This is a genomic window from Acinetobacter sp. AS167, assembly GCF_037152175.1.
In the GTDB taxonomy this organism is placed as follows: domain Bacteria; phylum Pseudomonadota; class Gammaproteobacteria; order Pseudomonadales; family Moraxellaceae; genus Acinetobacter.
The window spans coordinates 139,211-158,317 of record NZ_JBBCMP010000001.1; the positions used below are offsets into that span (position 1 = coordinate 139,211).

17 protein-coding genes are annotated in these 19,107 nt (G+C 35.6%); 10 read left to right on the forward strand and 7 right to left on the reverse strand.

Annotation, left to right across the window (positions count from 1 at the left end):
- Window positions 1-2 precede the first annotated feature (2 nt).
- Genes WFN33_RS00755 through WFN33_RS00790 form a run of 8 tightly spaced genes read left to right on the forward strand, consistent with a single transcriptional unit; the run spans window position 3 to window position 10,193 of the window.
- A complete protein-coding gene (locus tag WFN33_RS00755; protein WP_336950853.1) occupies window positions 3-746 on the forward strand; it encodes a C40 family peptidase in 744 nt (247 codons plus the stop codon).
- Entirely contained in the window at window positions 739-1,368 is a 630-nt protein-coding gene (locus tag WFN33_RS00760; RefSeq protein ID WP_336950854.1) for a tail assembly protein, read from the forward strand. Before WFN33_RS00755 ends, WFN33_RS00760 begins: the two co-directional genes overlap by 8 nt.
- Window positions 1,369-1,417: 49 nt before the next feature.
- Entirely contained in the window at window positions 1,418-8,146 is a 6,729-nt protein-coding gene (gene gpJ / locus WFN33_RS00765) for a TipJ family phage tail tip protein (RefSeq protein WP_336950856.1), read from the forward strand.
- A complete protein-coding gene (locus WFN33_RS00770; RefSeq protein ID WP_336950857.1) occupies window positions 8,143-8,682 on the forward strand; it encodes a DUF4376 domain-containing protein in 540 nt (179 codons plus the stop codon). Before gpJ ends, WFN33_RS00770 begins: the two co-directional genes overlap by 4 nt.
- Window positions 8,683-8,727: 45 nt before the next feature.
- Window positions 8,728-9,084, forward strand: a complete 357-nt coding sequence (locus WFN33_RS00775; protein WP_336950858.1) for a hypothetical protein — start codon at window positions 8,728-8,730, stop codon at window positions 9,082-9,084.
- A complete protein-coding gene (locus WFN33_RS00780) occupies window positions 9,081-9,299 on the forward strand; it encodes a hypothetical protein (protein WP_004724917.1) in 219 nt (72 codons plus the stop codon). The genes WFN33_RS00775 and WFN33_RS00780 overlap by 4 nt, the downstream gene beginning before the upstream one ends.
- Entirely contained in the window at window positions 9,286-9,723 is a 438-nt protein-coding gene (locus WFN33_RS00785; protein ID WP_336950860.1) for a lysozyme, read from the forward strand. Before WFN33_RS00780 ends, WFN33_RS00785 begins: the two co-directional genes overlap by 14 nt.
- Window positions 9,720-10,193 carry a hypothetical protein gene (locus WFN33_RS00790; RefSeq protein WP_336950861.1) on the forward strand — a complete coding sequence of 158 codons (474 nt, stop codon included), beginning with the start codon at window positions 9,720-9,722 and terminating at the stop codon, window positions 10,191-10,193. The genes WFN33_RS00785 and WFN33_RS00790 overlap by 4 nt, the downstream gene beginning before the upstream one ends.
- Window positions 10,194-10,215: 22 nt before the next feature.
- Here WFN33_RS00790 and WFN33_RS00795 read toward each other — a convergent pair whose 3' ends face one another.
- The 5 genes from WFN33_RS00795 to WFN33_RS00815 form a co-directional block, all read right to left on the reverse strand.
- A complete protein-coding gene (locus WFN33_RS00795) occupies window positions 10,216-10,749 on the reverse strand; it encodes a GNAT family N-acetyltransferase (RefSeq protein ID WP_336950862.1) in 534 nt (177 codons plus the stop codon).
- Window positions 10,750-10,977: 228 nt separating this feature from the next.
- Entirely contained in the window at window positions 10,978-11,418 is a 441-nt protein-coding gene (locus WFN33_RS00800) for a GNAT family N-acetyltransferase (RefSeq protein ID WP_336950863.1), read from the reverse strand.
- A 422-nt stretch (window positions 11,419-11,840) separates the two neighbouring features.
- On the reverse strand, window positions 11,841-12,512 hold the full coding sequence (locus tag WFN33_RS00805; protein WP_336950864.1) for a DUF421 domain-containing protein: 672 nt from the start codon (window positions 12,510-12,512) through the stop codon (window positions 11,841-11,843).
- 73 nt (window positions 12,513-12,585) lie between these two features.
- A complete protein-coding gene (locus WFN33_RS00810; protein WP_336950865.1) occupies window positions 12,586-12,882 on the reverse strand; it encodes a hypothetical protein in 297 nt (98 codons plus the stop codon).
- Between the two features lie 98 nt (window positions 12,883-12,980).
- The gene (locus WFN33_RS00815; protein WP_336950866.1) at window positions 12,981-13,160 is read right to left on the reverse strand and encodes a hypothetical protein; all 180 of its coding nucleotides are present in this window, start codon (window positions 13,158-13,160) and stop codon (window positions 12,981-12,983) included.
- Window positions 13,161-13,643: 483 nt separating this feature from the next.
- Between WFN33_RS00815 and WFN33_RS00820 the strand changes: the two genes are divergently transcribed.
- Window positions 13,644-15,053: an iron-containing redox enzyme family protein gene (locus WFN33_RS00820; RefSeq protein WP_336950867.1), complete on the forward strand. Its 1,410-nt coding sequence runs from the start codon at window positions 13,644-13,646 to the stop codon at window positions 15,051-15,053.
- 173 nt (window positions 15,054-15,226) lie between these two features.
- Here WFN33_RS00820 and WFN33_RS00825 read toward each other — a convergent pair whose 3' ends face one another.
- Window positions 15,227-17,305, reverse strand: a complete 2,079-nt coding sequence (locus WFN33_RS00825) for a catalase (protein ID WP_336950868.1) — start codon at window positions 17,303-17,305, stop codon at window positions 15,227-15,229.
- Window positions 17,306-17,884: 579 nt separating this feature from the next.
- On the opposite strand from WFN33_RS00825, the gene WFN33_RS00830 reads away from it, so the two are divergent.
- Window positions 17,885-18,337: a hypothetical protein gene (locus tag WFN33_RS00830; RefSeq protein ID WP_336950869.1), complete on the forward strand. Its 453-nt coding sequence runs from the start codon at window positions 17,885-17,887 to the stop codon at window positions 18,335-18,337.
- Here WFN33_RS00830 and WFN33_RS00835 read toward each other — a convergent pair.
- Window positions 18,331-18,873: a GNAT family N-acetyltransferase gene (locus WFN33_RS00835; protein ID WP_336950870.1), complete on the reverse strand. Its 543-nt coding sequence runs from the start codon at window positions 18,871-18,873 to the stop codon at window positions 18,331-18,333. The genes WFN33_RS00830 and WFN33_RS00835 overlap by 7 nt on opposite strands.
- Window positions 18,874-19,107: the final 234 nt, after the last annotated feature.

Consider the following 19,107-nt stretch of genomic DNA (forward strand, 5'->3'; position numbering starts at 1 on the left):
AAATGAAATTAAATAAAAAACTCAAAGCAGCGATTTTATCTCATGCTGAACAATGTTTCCCCGCAGAATGTTGCGGGGTTATTGTTTCTGGTGAGTATATTCCATGCCGTAATGTTGCTGAAAAAGGTCAGTTTCAAATTCACCACGAAGACTTGGCGAATGCTGAAGATCATGGTGAGATTCAAGCTTATGTACATTCACATCCAAATGCTACAGCACGTGCTTCTGATTTAGATTTATTACAAATTGAACTTCATGAAATGCTATGGGTGATCTGTGCTTGGCCCGAAGTAGATTTTCAAGTCTATAAGCCATGTGGCTATAAAGCACCACTCATTAGTCGTGATTACCATCATGGATATCAAGATTGCTATTCAATTATTCGTGATTTTTATAATCGTGAATTGGGTATTCAGTTGATTGATTTCGAGCGTAAAGATGATTGGTGGAGTGATAAAGATCATAAATCCCTTTATCTAGAAAACTTATACACAGCTGGATTTTATGAAGTCAGAGAACCTCAGTATGGTGACATGTTGGTGTGTAATGTTGGCCGTACAGAACACCCGAATCATGCTGTGATTTGGTTGGGTGATCAGTGGCAATTGAAGTCAGAAGAAAGCACAAGTTGTTTTGGTGGACCATTAATCCTACATCATCCTTATGGTCGAAAGTCAGTGCGTGAAATCTTTGGGCAACAATGGCAAGAGCGTGTTGTCAAAATTGTGAGGCATAAGAATGCTTAAAACGATCAAATTATATGGCGTACTGGGAAAGAAGTTTGGTAAGGAATTTAAGCTTGCTGTTGAAAGCACCCGTGAAGCTGTAAGAGCACTATCAGTCCAAGTACCTGGCTTTGAACAATTCATGCTAACCGCTCATGAACACGGACTTAGCTTTGCTGTTTTTCAAGATGATGAAAATATCTCTGAGGATCAGATTGATTTTGAGACTGGTGCCAAAGTTATCAAGATTGTGCCTAAAGTCATTGGGGCTGGGGGGAATGGTGGTGTTTTACAACTTGTACTTGGGGCGGTTTTGATTGTTGCTGGTTTTTGGACTGGCGGTGCAACTTCCAATTTAGGCATAGCATTAATTGGTGCTGGCGCTGGAATGGTTGTAGGCGGTATTGCACAGATGCTTACACCTAAGGTTGACGCACAAGATCAAAATCAAGACGGAAACAGGGCAAATAAGGGATTTGGTGGAGCAGTCACCACAATCTCACAAGGTAATCCAGTTCCGATTCTGTATGGTCGGCGCGAAGTCGGTGGATTCATTGTAAATGCTGGTCAATTTGCAGTAGATACTTTTAGTTCGGCAGATGCTGGTTTTACTGGTGGTGGCAGCAGCGGTGGGAAGAAATAATTTAAGAATATAAGCGCATTAAGCGCTTTTTTATTGTGTGGGAAAAAGTATGCTTAAAACAGTAAAAGGCGCAAAAGGCGGTAGCAAAAACCAAAGACAACCAAAAGTTGCAAATGATACAACCGCTTCAAAAACCTATGCACGTTTACAGTATGGCATGAGTGAGGGCGAAGTTGAGGGCTTAGCAAATGGCTTTAAGTCAATCTTCCTGGATGACACACCAGTTGAAAACGATAGTGGTGCAAGAAATTTTCAAGATGTCACTCTAGATTTTCGCTCAGGTACCAATGATCAGGCATACATGGAAGGTTTTGAAAGCATTGCTTCTGAAACTGCTGTGGGTGTTGAACTTAAAAGTGATACACCTTGGGTTAAAGGGATTACCAATCTTAATCTCGATGCCGTGATTGTAAGAGTGCGTTTTGGGGCTTTAAAACAGCAAGACCCAAGTAATGGAGATGTTTCAGGTATTGTTATTGATTACTCGATTGAAGTGCAGACTGATGGGGGATCATGGGAGTTAATGCTTGATACTCAAATGTCAGGAAAAACTTCAGCAAATTATGAACGTACCCATCGTATCGGCTTACCAAAAGCCAATAATAATTGGTTGATTCGAGTCACACGTAAAACACCGAATTCAAGCTCTGAATATGTCAGCGATAAGATGTATATTCAAGCCATTACTGAAGTTGTCGATCTTAAACTTGCCTACCCAAATACTGCATTGATTGGCGTGCAATATGATGCTGAAACATTCTCGAATATTGCCAAAATTGCTGTTGATCTAAAGGGTGTAAAGATCAAAGTACCAAGCAACTATGATCCAGTAAGCCGAAGCTACATCGGGATATGGGATGGTCTATTTAAGCGTAGTTATAGCAATAATCCAGCTTGGATTTACTATGATTTATGTACCAATAAGCGATATGCACTTGGCAACCGTTTAACCGAGCAAATGATTGATAAATGGTCGTTGTATCGTTTAGCCCAATATTGTGATCAGCTGGTACCGAATGGTAAAGGCGGTCAAGAGCCACGGTTCACTTGTAATGTGTATATTCAAAGTGCCGAATCTGCTTTCGATATTTTAAGCAAACTTGCAGGTTTATTTCGTGCAATCAGTTATTGGGATGGTGCATCGATCGTATGTGAGGCTGATGTACCTCAAGATGCTATTTTTACATACACATCTGCCAATATTATTGATGGTGTTCTTGGTATCAATTACACCGGTACGCGTGCACGTGATCGGCATAATGCAGTTAAAGTTGCTTGGGATAATCCGCAAAATCGCTATAAGACTGAATATGTTTTTGTACGTGATGAAAAATCAATTGCAGAGGCTAAAGCGGTACGTTTATTAGAACTAGAAGCATGGGGCTGTACATCAGAAGGACAAGCACAACGTACTGGCCAATGGGCTTTAAAAACAGAACAACTCGAAACTCGAACAGTCACATTTAAAGTTGGGTTGGATGGCTATATTCCATTACCAGGTAAAGTGATTGAACTTGCTGATGAGTTGTTAGCTGGTCGTGCAAATGGTGGGCGTATTTCTTCAGTTAGTGTTGATTTAAAACAAATCACCTTAGATCGTGATGATGTTGTATGCCGAGCTGGTGACCGTCTAGTTGTTAATGGCGAGAATGGAAAGGCACAAGCACGAGTTGTATCAAGTATTGCTGGTCGAGTTGTTACTGTTGTATCAGCATTTGATAGTGTTGCCCCACAAAATGTATGGGTGATTGATGCACAAGATTTAGCGACGATGAAATTTCGTGTAGTTTCGATCTCACAAGATGAGCCACACCAATTTACCATTACTGCATTACAACATGCTGATTCTAAATTTAATGCCATTGATCATGGTGCATTTATTGATGATCGCCCAATCTCCATCATCAATCCTACAACTCAAGATCCTGTTGAATCAGTCAGCATTTCCAGTGAGCAAATGGTTCAGCAAGGAATATCTGTTGAAACCATGGTGATCAGCTGGCCACAAGCCAAAGGTGCAACCAAGTATCAAGTTGAATGGCGTAAAGATAATGGTACCTGGTTAAAGCTACCAATAACTGGAAATAATTCGGCAGAGATAGCCGGTATCTACGCAGGTAAATATGAAGCGCGAGTTGTTGCGATTAGTGCTTTTGATATTTCATCTTTACCAACCTATTCAATTTTGACTGAATTAAAAGGAAAGCAGGGCAAACCACCTAAAGTGGCGTTTATCCAAGCAACTGGTATTTTATTTGGTATGAAACTGGATTGGAGTTATCCAGCAAATGCTTTGGATACTGCTTATGTAGAGATTAAAGTCTCACCAGATGGTAAATCTAACATTGCTACATTAGGTTCTTTTGCTTATCCAACCTCAACTACAGTTATCCAAGGATTACAGCCAAATCTAACTCAATTTTATCAAGCACGTTTGATCGATAGAATCGGGAATGTTGGTGACTGGTCTGAATGGGTCAGTGGTGTGACTTCAGCAGATGCCTCTGATGTGCTTGAGCTTTTAAATGAGAAAATCACAGATAGCCAGCTACATCAAGATTTGATTAGTCGTATTGAAGTGGGCTCAGAGGCAAAAGACTTAGTTGTAGAAGTAAATAAAATTGCAACTGCTACTTCTTTACAAGTCGATAAGTTAACGAACGAGCTTACAGCAGAAACAGTACAGCGGAGAGATGATACCAAAGCATTGAATGATGCTTTAACTCAGGAAACAGTACAGCGTAGAGAGGGTATCAAAGCGCTGAAAGATGGTCTAACTCAGGAAATTACACGAAGTAAAGATGCTGATAAGTCACAGATTGAAACGCTGGACAACTACAAAGCTTCAATAGATGGTTCACTATCTAATGTCCAAACTAGTATCAGTACGATTGCAACGGCAACTGAAGCCAACACTTCCAAGCTGACTGCATTAGATTCAGTGATTGACGGTAAAGCTGATGCGTCGTTAGTACAAAATCTTAAAAATGATGTAGTGACTATAGGAGATCAAGTTAATACTCAGAGCAGTATTATCACTGGATTACAAAATACTGTAGTGAATAAGGCTGATGCATCGATAGTACAAAATCTAAAAAATGATGTAGTGACTATAGGAGATCAGGTTAATTCACAAAGTAATATCCTCACTGGATTGCAAAATTCTTTAGCAGGTAAGGCGGATGCTTCTGCTTTAACAGCGCTTGACTCTAAGGTATCAACTATTGATGGCAACGTTACATCACAAGGGCAAGCGATTACCGCTCTTGAAAACTCGATTGCTGGCAAGGCTGATGCTTCTGCTGTCAATCAGTTGAAGACTACAGTTGAGCAACAGGGCAATACTATTTCATCACAAGGTCTAGCAATCACAAAGGTTGAGGCTAGGGTTGATAATATCGCTGTTGGGTCAGAGAACCTGATAACTGATGCTGGTGTTTGGAGTAACAGTGTTACAAGTGATCCGTCAATATCGGCAACTTTAAGTGAGGAAAATACAGTACTTACTGTTACCTCTAATGGTACAGGGAATTATGTTACAGGGATGTTAACCCCTTACAGTAAGATTGCCAAGATTGAGCAAAATTGTAACGAGGGTGATGATGTTATCTTTTCTGTTGAAGTTATGATTTCAAATGGCAGTACTGTGTTGGCTCCCGATATGTATTGGAAGCCAGATATGGGATATCTACTATTGAACTTAGCTAAAGGACAAGAGCAACGTTACGATATTTGGCAGAGATATTACCACACAAGGAAGTATGTCAAAGGACAAGGGGATGATTTCCAATTTCACTTTGGTTTTGCTGGACGCTCTGGTACATACAAACTTAGAAGACCTATTATTGAGCGTGGAAATATTCCAACAGCTTGGAACACTTCATTTGACGAATATGCTACAGCATCGGCTGTTCAAGCTTTAGATGCAAAGGTAACAACTGTTGAGGGCAAGACTGATGCCAATGCTCAAGCTATCACAGACCTTAGAACTTCTGTTAGCAATAAGGCCGAATCATCGGCACTTGAGTCATTGAAATCAACTGTCACTGAGCAAGGGAATACACTTACTTCTCAAGGTCAGGCTATAACCTCTGTTTCAGCCCAAGCTGGTGAGACAGCAAATAAGGTTGGTCTTACACGAAACTGGTCTATCTTCACTTTCAGGAATGGTGACAGTCAACATGAAAAACGTGGATTGTATAATGCTCTTGGTGGATGGACACAGGGTATCAGTCGTGGACTTAACATCTATGAGTTTAATAGGCTTGGTGATTTAGTTAAGTATTCAAACTTTGATACATATGGTGATCTATATTCAGCTAGTGATGCAATGGTTACAGCCATTGGAAATATTCCTTATGGTAATTTCTTTGCCATTGCTGGGTGTGATAACGTAGGTAATATTGGTTGGGATGAAACTGCCTCAGTGATAGGTTTGAGAAACATGCTTATTGGTTGTGGTTTCAGGCTAGAAGACCTGAGAAACTGGACAAGTAATAGGATGCCAATTGCCATTACACGTAGAAGTGCGACCGCAGGAAGTCCTATTTATGTACTATTTGATTCACCAAATAACATGGATTGGTTCTCGCATAGTTTCACTCTTGTCGATGGTACACCTGTTGGTTTTGGTACGAACACACAAGATCGTCAAAACACTTTTGCCAATGCTACAGCTATTTCTAAGTTAGATGCTACTGTGGTTCAACATGGTCAGGACATCTCTGCACAAGCTCAATCCATTACAGGACTTCAAAGTTCTATTGCTGGAAAAGCTGATGTAAATGCACTGAATCAGTTAGAGACAAGGGTTAATCAACAAGGGAATACAATCACAGCCCAAGGTACCGCATTGACTCAGGTTGAAGCGAAATCTGATATGGCTTTGAATGGTAAAAAGACTATTGTTGATTTATCTGGACTTAATCCAAATCTTTACTATCCTGTCTTTATGAATGTCAACGCTGTTGGTATCGCTGAAATAGAGATTGTAATGAACCTTGGTACAGAACAAGCACCTTGGTCAAGTCATGGTGGTGGCTCATTCGCTATGAGTTTGAGGTGGACAACTAAAGGTAGTGGTTGGGGCGCTCAAGATGTGGATCGACAGATCACCAATGCAAACTGGCTTTGGACACAGAGTGGACAATCACCTTTCCAAGATATTAACCAACAGCATGAATCTTCGAGAGAGTATGTCTACTTGAGAGGTGGTACTAAATACCACTTCACCTGTAACCAGTATGTGATAGGTAATCCTTATTACGATGGTTGGGCTGGTACTGGTTATAACCCATCTTGGGTTCCTGTATCTATCAACAATAGATTAGGTGCAACAGCAATGGCTACCCAAACACTGGATGCCAAGGTGGTGGAAATCAACGGTAGGGTTGAGTCTCAGGCAAATGCATTGACTCAGGTTCAAACCACGGCTGGTAATGCTGTCGGAAATATATTAATTAACTCTAACACATCTTCTGAAAAACCAGTTGGCTCTAATCCATACCCATTTGGCGGTTGTCTTATGTCGAAGAAGTTGGTCTTAGGTAAGTGGTATACACTTGTTTATGAAGCACAGTTTCAAACTGGTGGAGCTAATAGCTATTTTGCACCTTACATCCATGGAAATGTTTCATTTGAATCGACAAATCAATCTTTTGGGAGACAAGTTAGAGTTCAAAGGGTATATAACGACTATTTCTCAACTGGATATGATGGTGCTATCAACTTCTATGTCGTAGGTGGCCAACCTGATCAAAACAACTCTTATGCGAAAGTTTATTGGGCTTGTTTGTATGAGGATAATGTTGCTCAACCTGTCCTGCAATGGCAACCAAACAACTTTGAAACTACTGCAATGGTCCAACAATCGTTGCTGTCTATTAACGGTATCAATGCTCAATATACATTGAAATTACAGTCGGGTAATTTGATCAGCGGTATTGGAATGATGAATGATGGAAAAACTTCAGACATCATTTTTAATTCAAGTTCTGTGGCTTTTGGTTCTGATAATTCTGGTGTAGTGACCTATCCCATTGTGTTTCGAAATACTGCCTTTACTGATCCAGTCACAGGTACGGTATTTCCTGTTGGTGCTTATATAAAGTCAGGTTTTTTTGATTATCAATCTGTTAAGACTTCACATATTGAAGATTTGGCTGTTAAAACAGCAAAGATTGAAGATTTAGCCGTGACAGCAGGAAAAATCAAAGATTTAGCAGTAGGTACTTTAAAGATACAAGATGAAGCAGTCACTGTTCCAACATCAATCAAGTCAACAAGTGAAATTGTCGTTTCAGGAGCTTATAGTCCGCAATATAGCGATTATGATTCTCAACTTGCAGAGTGGGAGGCTAAATTCGGGAATTTATTAACTGCTACAATCAATCGATCAGGAGGAAAATGCCGAATTGATGCTTCTTGTATTGCTTTTAGGAATGAATACTTGACTGCTTATGCAGTTGATGGTCGCTCGCTTTCATATTTTGAAAGGTTAAACCTCAGGGCAGTTGTTTCAATCTACAGAAATGGAACTTTAGTCGCCCGGCAGGAAACACCTCCGACTGATGTAATGAGTTCTGGTGGATTTTATTTCACTGGAACTTTTGCGGTGAATGCGGGTATAGAAGACATTTTTAGTGGGCCAGCTACTTACGTTCTCAAATTAGGTTTTGCAAATCGCAATACTCGGGCGATACGTATTACTTTAAACAGTACTACAGGTATTTTTAGCATTCAAAGTCCACAAATGATTCTGACGGAAATGAAGAAATGACAGCTATTATTTCAAAAAGAGGTGAGCTGCTACAGTTGATTTATGCAAATAAAGAAACAATTGCACTAAATAAACCGCTTGGTGGTTTGGCTGTTTCAGATCCTCCATCCTCAAATATGTATTATCGTGGGTGGTGGGCACACATACCCAAACAACCATCAACTCATCATATATTTGATTATAATTTGAAACAGTGGATTGATCCTCGGTCATTAGATCAAGCTAAAGACCAGAAATGGTCGGAGATCAAAATTCAAAGAGAAACCGCCGAATATGGCGGTTTTTCTTTTTTAAACTTTACTTTTGAGTCAGATGTTACTTCACAGGCCCGAATAATAGTGGCAAGTGATTTAGGTGTCTCAGTAGATTGGACATTGAAAGACAATTCAATTGTTTCGCTAGATGCAGAGCAATTGAGAGGTTTGAGAATTGCGCTAGCTCAGCATGTTTCAAACTGTCATTCAAGAAGTCGAATAGCTCGGCAACTTATTTATGACTCAGAAAGTATTGATCAAATAGAATCAATTCAGTTTTAGCACCCGACCGGGTGCTTTTTTATTGCCAAAAATATAGGGGGTTACATGTCTGAAAACGAGTCCTACGGGATTAGATTTGAAAAGAAAATTGATTCAATTCAGAGTGATATTCGTATGTTGTCGGATCACGTTACACGACTGACATTCATTAATGAAGCGCACAAAGAAACTAGCGAACAAAACAAAAAGGATATCGATACATTGGATATCAAGGTCTCCAATTTAGAAAATCGGACAGCTTCTCAAGATGGTGGGCTTTCTGTATTACGAGTATTGCTTGGGATTTTTGCTGGTGTTGTGTTTTCGCTATGCGCTTGGGTTGGATCTTCAATTATTCAAATGAGCCAAGATCAATCCTTGATGAAAGAGAAGGTGTCTCGGCTAGAGGAAGCAGGACGATGAATAATGACAACACAAGAGCCTATCTTGCTTTCTCATTGGTTGCATTGATGTTTGTTCTGATTATTGCATTATTTTTTGTGGATATGCCACGGGAAAACAGCAATCTGATTAACACAGCATTGGGTTTTATTGCAGGTGCAATGACAACAGCATGTGGATTTTATTTTGGTAGTTCTGAACAAGAAAAGAAAGGTGATAGCAATGAAAACAAGTAATTCAGGTATTGACTTAATCAAAGGTTTTGAAGATCTTCGACTCAAAGCTTATGACGATGGCGTGGGTGTATGGACTATAGGTTACGGCACAACAGCAATAAATGGTATAGCAGTTAAGAAAAGCGATACTTGCACTGCAGAACAAGCTAAGTCTTACATGGCACAAGATTTAAGGAAATTTGAATCAGCCGTTAATACAGCACTAAAGGTCCCATTAAATCAAAACCAGTTTGATGCGTTGGTATCTTTGACATACAACATCGGTATTAGTGCATTTAAAAGCTCAACACTCCTTAAAAAGTTAAATGTAAAAGATTATAAAGGCGCTGCAGAGCAATTCCCGCGCTGGAACCGTGGAGGTGGTCGAGTTTTGAATGGGCTTATAAAGCGCAGAAAAATTGAAATGGAATTATTTTTAAAATGACACTATTCCTAATCATCTCAAAATGGCGAGAAATCTTAATCGGACTTCTCGCTTTTTTATTGTTTATTTGCCTTGCACTGTTAAACCACAAAACAGGGCAGATCGAGAAATACAAACTGACTGAAATTGTTCTGCAAGCTGAAAATGCAAAGGCCAAAGCAAACTCAGCACTTAAAGAGAAACAATGGGCTGAACAAAAGTTAAAAGCGGAGCAAAACTATAATGCTAAAATTAAACAAATTGACTCTGATGCTGATCTTGCTCAGTCCAATGCTGACAGCTTGTCAAAGCAACTCAAAGTTGCAAACAGCCGTTTGTCCAGTGCTTCCAAAGAAACCATCATTGAGTACACTAATACCAACAGTGACATACTCGAAAACTGCATCACTGAATATCGAACAGTGGCAGAAAAAGCTGATGGACACGCAGCTGATGCGGAAAGATTGAGGGAGGCGTGGCCCTCTGAGTGAGGGCTAATTCATCTAACGACCATTATGCTAAATCAGATCTAGTTATTTCATATAAAATGTGTTTTTCAAGGTCTGGAGATGAGGAAAATTCTGGATGATTAAATTCCCTAACTATTGTCATACCTATTTTTTTCATTACTGACTCTGATGGTTTATTAGTATTAGCTGTAAATGAAACTATCTTATCTAGATGCAATACATTAAAAGCATATTCTAAAACAGCTCTAGCTCCTTCTGTTGCATAGCCTTTTCCCCAATATTCTTTTGCTAAACGCCAAGCAATCTCCACACAAGGAGAAAAATCAAACTGAAGAGGTTGATCATGCAGACCTATAAACCCAATAAATTTATGATTCGCTTTTAATTCTACAGCCCAAATTCCCCATTTATTACTATCAAGAATTTCTTTAACTGTTTGAATTATTTTAAGGCTCTCATCTTCAGTAAGATTATTGGGAAAATATTTCATTACTTCAGGGTCTTTACCCATTTTAATAAAAGGCAGGTAATCACTTTCTTGCCATTGTCTAAGTATAAGACGCTCTGTTTCTAGCATCACCAAAATTCCTCTTTTTCAATTTTATATAATTAACACAATATAGCTGATGTCGAACTTTTGATATACTTTAACGCTTCAAATACCAGTATGATACCTTGCCCTAAACTTTTAAAACTCCAGTCAGGGCAGGGCAAAGAAATAACACTTTGGATCATTTATACAGTTGCTAAATAGAATGAATGTAGTGCTTTGAATGATGTGAAGAATAAGGCTCTTAGTTGAGCACTATTTATTACCTATAACACCTACGCTAGTGGGTTGGAAAAAAACTAACTCTGGATCATTATCATCAATATTATCTATTTGACCACTCGCAATAAATCCAGAAGTCATTAACAATCGCTGCATTGGTATGTTAGAAAGATTAGTTGTGGTAAAAAGTTTCGGATGTTGGCATTTTGACTTCAACGAGTTCAGTAGTGCACGTCCTGCGCCACATCTACGATATTTTTCTCCGACCATAAGCATTTCAATAAAACCGCATTCAAAGAAATTGTAATTCAGCACTCCATAGCCCATTACCTCTCCATATTCTTCAGCGAGGAAGCAGGCACCTTTCATACACCAATTGTGGATTTGTATTACTCGCTGTGGATCGTTTGAGGCAACACTGTCGATAGTGATTAAGTTTTTAATGTCATTTTCAGTAGCTAGGCGAATAAGCATATATTCATTAATACTAGTAATTATTTAATACACTATATCAAAATATATATATCAAATTAACATAATAGAAGTTATAAAAAATTCTAGATAATTTATTATTCACATCAATAGTTAAATAAAAGCAGTGGACCAAACTCTTAAACTTGAGACAAAATAGGGTAAAGAAACAATGTTTTGGATCATTGATACTATCTAAAAATACTACAGTGAGAGTTAAAATTTTTGTTTTATATAAACTTTAAATCATTATTAAACCAGGTGCAAAAGGTATGGGCATAGGTTCTGTACTCTTTCATCATATCTTCATAGTGGTGGAAGCAATTGGCTGGTTATTGAAAGTGGGAACTCAAAAGAGAGTGATTCAATTCGATTTGATAAAGAAAATTAGAGTAAGCGTGGCTCTCGTAGTGAGGGCTGTTTTATTATTCGCAATCCCATTTAGACATTGCCCATTGAGTATTGGTACAGCGAGGACACTTTTCATTTAAGTTATTCAAGTGTTGAGTTTGCCCACAAAGCATACAAGAGTAAAAATGATCAGCTATAAGATACTTTGACGTTTGATATTCATCTGGAAAAATAGGTAAACCCCATTGAGTATTTTGTTTATTAAAAGGGATTACACTTAAGCATCCATCTGTTTCTAATAATGCTGTTTTTACTTGACCAAGATGCTCGATCTTCTTTTGACGCAGTTCAGCAAAAAATTCATCATATGAATATTTTTCTTGCTTAATATCCTCAATGATCAACAGGCCATTTTTAACAATGTACATAGGCTGCCCCTCTAAAACTATTTCAATAGCTTTAGACTTCATCATTAAATATGTAGTTAATCGATATAAAAAAAGAATGACTGCAAATACAATCAAAGCATACACTATAGGGACGTCTTGATTAAACATGGGGTCGCCAGCTGCAGAGCCTAAGCTTAAAATGATGGCAATTTCAAATATAGAAAGTTGCCGGATACCACGTTTACCCGAAAATCTTAAAACTAATATGATTAGGATGTACATCAGAATACAACGAATCATAATTTCGATTGCAAAGATTAATGTAGTGTCATGAAGCAGTATTTTTATAAAGTCCATTTTAGTTCTAATTAATTAATATTCATAAATTTTTGACGGTAGGGCAATATGCCCTATCATCGTGTGAAGGAAATTACATTTTATCCCATGCATCTTTAACAGCATGTTTAGCTTGTTCCCATTTCAAACGAGATTCAGCTTTCAATTCTTCCCATTTAACTTTCAAGTCACTTTCAGAATCTTCGAAATTTGAATTTTCACCACGTTCTTTACGTGCATGTTGTCCAAGCTCATAAGCAGAACGAAAATCTCGATCGTAATCTACGTCAGGAATATCCTTTTGTATTTCGTTATAATAAGGTCGATTAGGATAATCTGTACGCCAATCATGTTTGATTGGATTTTCATTTTGATGGTCATTAGTAGACATGATAATCTCCAATTAACTCAAATAAAAGAATTCTAAAGATAAAATTCTTTTTTGAGTGAATAGATACTGTGAACTTACGTTAAGTAAATAGATACTATCTATTTGTTCTGTTGATGCTTTTGATCGTTTTGACCATGCTGATCACTTTGCTTATTTCCTTGGTGCTTTTGATCATTTTCTTGCTGTTGCTGACCAGATTGCTTGTCCTGTTGATTAGGTTGACGTTTTTTGTCATTTTGTTGCTGCTGTTGATCATTTTGTTGATTTTGATTAGTCATTTTATTTACACCTTTTAAATTAGAATAAATCTACAAAGATTAATAAGTAGATATATTATTATTAGCATACATTTATTTTTTTGTTTTTATTATATGTTACATTTTATTATTTAAGTAATTAAGTGTGATTTTATAAAATTAAGTGTTGAAATTTATAGGTATAATTCTGAATTATAATTACAGAGAGTTACATGGATTTTTATAATGTTAAAATGTATTTAATATTTATTAGTATCTTAAATGTAGAAAGAAACAATAATTTTATTATGATTAATAGTGAATATTTTTTAATAAATATTCACAATATTTTATAAAAGCGTGACTTATTGTGCTGAAATTTGGTTTTAATTGATTTTTAATTATTATTTTGAAGTTGATTTTAAAATTTAATTACATATATTAACGGTAGGGTGTATAGATCTTAACAAACCAATGATAATAATCGTTTATTGTATTTGTTGTATATAGTAATAGAGAATTATAATGCCAACTGTAGAAAAAGAAAGAATTCTGAAATTAGCCAAAAATGACCATCAAAAGTATCTGGAAATAACTAACTTTTTTTTAGATTTTTCTATTCCCAAGTCAGTTAAAGAACTCAAATCATTTCACTTTTTAGAAAATGAGCTTTCCAATATGAGTGAGAAGGATTGTGAATTCCCTAATCATATTGACCAATTAGAGCAATGGGTTACAAAGCAAAATAAAGCACAATGTATATTTTATGGCGAATATATTGGGAGGCGTAGTAAGGGGGGTAAAAGGGAGTATTTCAGTACAACCAGTAAGGCTTATGAGTTTTTATATAAAATTGCACCAACCAAACGTGTAGATGGTGCATGGTTATACAGTTTTATTCAGTACTGGGATGATCCAGCCTTCCGAGATTTTATTCAAATCTATCTTGAAGAATTAGGCTTAGGTAACGAGGAGAACAATCATGTCAAATTATATGATAATTTGCTCTTTTCATTAGGATTACACCAATTCTCAATGAATCTTTCAGATGAATATTATCATCAATCTGCGATTCAATTAGCGCTAGCATATGCATCCTCTGATTTTATACCTGAAATAGCTGGATTCAACTTAGGTTACGAGCAGCTTCCACTACATTTGCTTATAACAAACTATGAACTTAAAGAGTTAGGGATAGATTCAAATTATTTTAATCAACATATCACAATAGATAATTTTGAAAATGGACATGCTCATCTATCGATTAATGCAGTTAAGAAAATTGCAAAGAATTACAAAGATCAAGCAGAATTCATGAGTAAGTTAAAAATTGGATTTTTATTGAATAACAGTGGAGTTAGCTCTGTCCAGATCATCAAGAGCTTGAATACCAAGCAAACGGTTATAGATATTTTTAAAAAGAAAGCGGTGGTTGGGAAGCATATGCACAGTAATAAATGCATGTTTAAAAATAAGGCTACGAATGAATGGCTATCAGATGAAGATCAAATTGAAGACTTTATTTGTGAACTAATCAATATAGGATGGATAAAGCTAAATCAGGATCCCGAACATAGTAGATTTTGGAAGATAATTAATGATGATAATGGAAAAATGTTTGGAGTTTTCTCTGTTGTTGAAAAGGCGTTTATTTATGATTGGATCGCTGGCAGCGAAGCGATGCACCACAATAAATCAGTCGATGCTGAATTGATCAGTAACTTCTTAAAATTAAAAACCTTTAGCTATTCAGTTAATAATGAATTACAGGATTTACAAAAGCAGGTTAATACATCTGTAAATACGGCTCATAAAGTAAGTAAATTAATGCAATATTTAGCTCCGCATATGCATCATCAGGAAATTGGCTTATGGAGTACACAAAGGTTTGTTGAGTTTTTATTTCCGTTTTTATCGAATAGACGAATTAATTAAACTTTGATAAAGGAAACAGCTTAGAAAGGCTTGAATCGCAACCGATTTTGTAGATTTTTTTAGTTTGATAAGGAATGCATCCAAATATATTAATAATATAATGTATTAATACAAAGTATAGCCCTCAGGGTGAGGGCTATACATCTTTCAGTTTAATAATAAATTATTAAAAATTAAGCGGAAATAGCTGCTATTTTATTTTCGCGATCCCATAATCGATGATTTTGGATTGCATTTTTGAATTCATCTTTGATCTCTTCAAAGCTTTTAGAAGAAAATAAAGTTTCATCTTTTGTTAATCCTAGCATTTCAATCAATTCACTTTTTTCACCCAGCAATACTATTGGCTTAAGATGTTTATAGGTTTCTAAAACATAGTGTTTAGCTACACCATCATCTGTAAATTTACTAATATTATTGCCATCAATCACAATAACTGCATCATATGTAACAGATGGCTCACCATTTTGTCTGCCATCTACCACTATATTTTTCCCATCATTCGACTTTACTGGTGCCGCACTTGGAGCCAAAACTTCCGCAATGGCATTTTCTGATTCTGCCCAAGCCTGGATAATTTCAACTGAAGCTGCATTCGCACCATCATGTACAAGTAATGCAATTTTCCGTTGTTTAATGTCTGGAGCTGGAAATGCAGAAGTACTAAGTTTTTTCGAAATTTCGACTTTAGATCGTTGAACATTCATAGATTGTGTGTTTGGCGTTTTAAGCCCTAATTCATTAGCTACAAATCCCGCTAAATCTAAATCAATGTTTGCTAAGACTTCATTTACGACACGAGCACGAATTTCCTTGTCTTTAACTTTTGAAAGTTCAAAGGCATAAGCATCCTTCATATGCTGCTGTTCATGCTTTTTCAAACTTTGGAAATGCATAGTTGCTTGTGAAAAATGATCGGCAAAGCTTTCAGGACGCACTCTTAGTTTGCTACCTTGCACTTTCTCAGAATGCGTTTTGAAAGCACTCTTCACATCAGTTGCTTCTCTAGGCCAATTATCATCAACTGAGTTTGGTTCATAATTTGCTTTTCCTTTATATACCTCATGATTTGCGTAACCACCACGTCTATTAGTGTGATATGGGCAAATAGGTTTATTAATTGGAATTTGATTAAAGTTTACAGTGCCTAGGCGATGTAAATGAGTGTCGGTATAACTGAATAATCTACCTTGTAGTAATGGATCATTACTAAAATCAATTCCTGAAACTATATTGGCAGGGCTGAAAGCAACTTGCTCTGTTTCAGCGAAAAAATCGTCAGGATTTTTATTTAGAACGAATCGACCTAATGGTGTTACTGGCACTAGCTCTTCAGGTATTAACTTTGTGGGATCTAACACATCAAAATCAAAATTTTCAGCGTCTTCTTCGGTAAAAATTTGCGCTCCTAACTCCCATTCTGGATAATTTCCACGTTCAATTGCATCCCAAAAATCTCTTCGATGAAAGTCAGGATCTTTACCATTTATTTTTAATGCTTCATCCCATACAACTTGAGCTACTCCTTGCTTAGGAGTCCAGTGGAATTTAACTAAAAAGGTTTCATTTTGATTGTTTATCAATCTAAATGTATGAACTCCAAAACCTTGTATAGATCGTAGATTTCGTGGAATAGCGCGATCAGACATTATCCAAGTCGTCATGTGAGCACTTTCAGTATTTAGTGAAATAAAATCCCAGAAAGTATCATGTGCAGATTGACCTGTTGGTACTTCATTTGGATCTTCTGGTTTAACTGCATGAACAAAATCAGGAAATTTAATAGCATCTTGTATAAAAAATACGGGTATATTATTTCCAACTAAATCATAATTTCCTTCTTCAGTATAAAACTTAATGGAGAATCCACGTACATCCCGAACAACATCTGCAGATCCTCTGCCGCCTTGAACAGTTGAAATTCGAACAAAAATTGGAGTTGGGGTACTAGTATTTGTTAAAAACTTTGCCTTCGTCCACTTTTCATTACCTTCATATGCTTCAAAGTAACCATGAGCACCAAGACCACGTGCATGCACAACACGTTCAGGAATACGTTCGCGATCAAAATGGATCAATTTATCTCTTAATAAAAAATCTTCTAAAAGTGTTGGCCCTGTTTCACCAACTTTTAGACTATTTTGATTGTCCGCGATAGGTACGCCTAAAGATGAAGTTAAGGTTTTACCATTAGGGTCTACGTAAGCTTCATCTTTCAACTGTATAATTTTAGAACTATTACTAGCTTTCATATTTTATATCCTAGTTTAGGTCTGATTAATAAGAGTTTTTATAAAATATTTAAAACAGAACGTGGGTTAATTATGTTGTTTGTTTTAAATGCAAAGTAACTTATTAAAGCTGCCAAAGTTGTAATTAATAAATAATACAACTAATTATTGAAAATACTTTATCTAAAGATATTCTTAAAATTTAAACTATAAAATGGATAAATAATTAATTTAGATGTTTTGTTTTGTATATGGGTTTATAAAAATATATTATTGTCTTGAAATATTATTTCAAAAAGTAAAAATATATTATTTAGAAATTGGTGTAATTTTTTAAGTGTTGTTAATACTATTTAAATAATATTGTGATTTGAAGCTCTTATTTTTTTTAATGTGGTATCTAGTAGTGCTTATATTTGTTGTCGGTTAATAGAAATGCTAAAATATAATATTATTGTTTTTTTTATTTTATAAGCATGTTGTAACATAAATTACATATGTATTTAAAAAAAACAATAAAAGCAACAATTTTTTTTGTAATAGTCTGAACAATAATACCTTTTTTTAAAATTAATCAGAATGCTTTACAAGGAGGCTTTTATGCCACAGTATCTAAAAATTGCAGATGAAATAATATTGAAAATAAATTCTAGTACTGGATTTTCTGAGGATCCAATCTTTAATGTTAATTTAATAATAAAAGAGCTAAGAGGGAAAGTAAAAGGTACAAATTTAAGTCTTTTGTGTAATTTTATTGATTTGAACGAATTTTATAGGTCAAATGAAACTGTTTTAAAATTTTCATTAGATTTTAGTATGATCCCTAAAGACATTGAAAGTACGGAGTTTTTACTTTGGGTATCAGCTTTTATTGAAAAAATAACACATGATAATGATAAAAAAACTAATGATGAAAATGATTGTAAAATTATTATGCAAAGATATTTTGAAAACATAAAATCAAGTCGTAAGAAAAAAATGAAAAATGATGAAACTTGTGACAATATAAATAACTATTTTAAAAATAATTCTTTAAAAAAATCAAATCATTGATTTTTAACCCAACTTTTATTTTTTATTGCATAAAGTATGTGTTTGGATAGAAGATGTTTTTCATCCAAAGATGGATGTGTAAACTCTTTAATTTTAGACATTTTTAAGTGTTTCATAAGATCTTCTGACCTCATATTGATCACTGCTGTAAATGCTACTACTTCATCTAAATTTAAGTGTTCAAATGCATATTTTAAAACTACTTCTGCTCCTTCTGAGGCATATCCATGGCCCCAAGAATCTTCATCTAGTCGCCATGCAATAGCAACACATGGAGAAAAGTCAAATAATGTTTTTTCTTCTTTTAATCCAATAAAACCCAAGAAATCTCCAGAAGATTTCAATTCGACAGCCCAATATCCCCAGCCATTTTCTTGTAAAAATTTAGATTCAGTAGAAATAAATTTCAGTGTTTCAGATCGTGTAAGAATGTCTGGATAATATTTCATTACTCTTGTGTTTTTATTTATTTTAATAAATTTTTCTATATCTTCACTTTTCCATTGTCTTAATATTAATCGATCAGTAGTTAACATGTGTAATTCTCCAATTATTCTTAAACTAATAATATTTAATGTATTGATGTGTTTAAAGTTGATGATGTTACAATATGTTTTATTGTAATGTAGTGTGATTTAATAAGTGTGTATATCTTATTACTTTAATTTGTTTGTAATTCAAGGATATATATGTTTATTGGTAGTTTATGGTGTTTTTAAAATTTTAATTTAATTTATAAAAACTACAAAATACACTTGTAAAGCCTAATA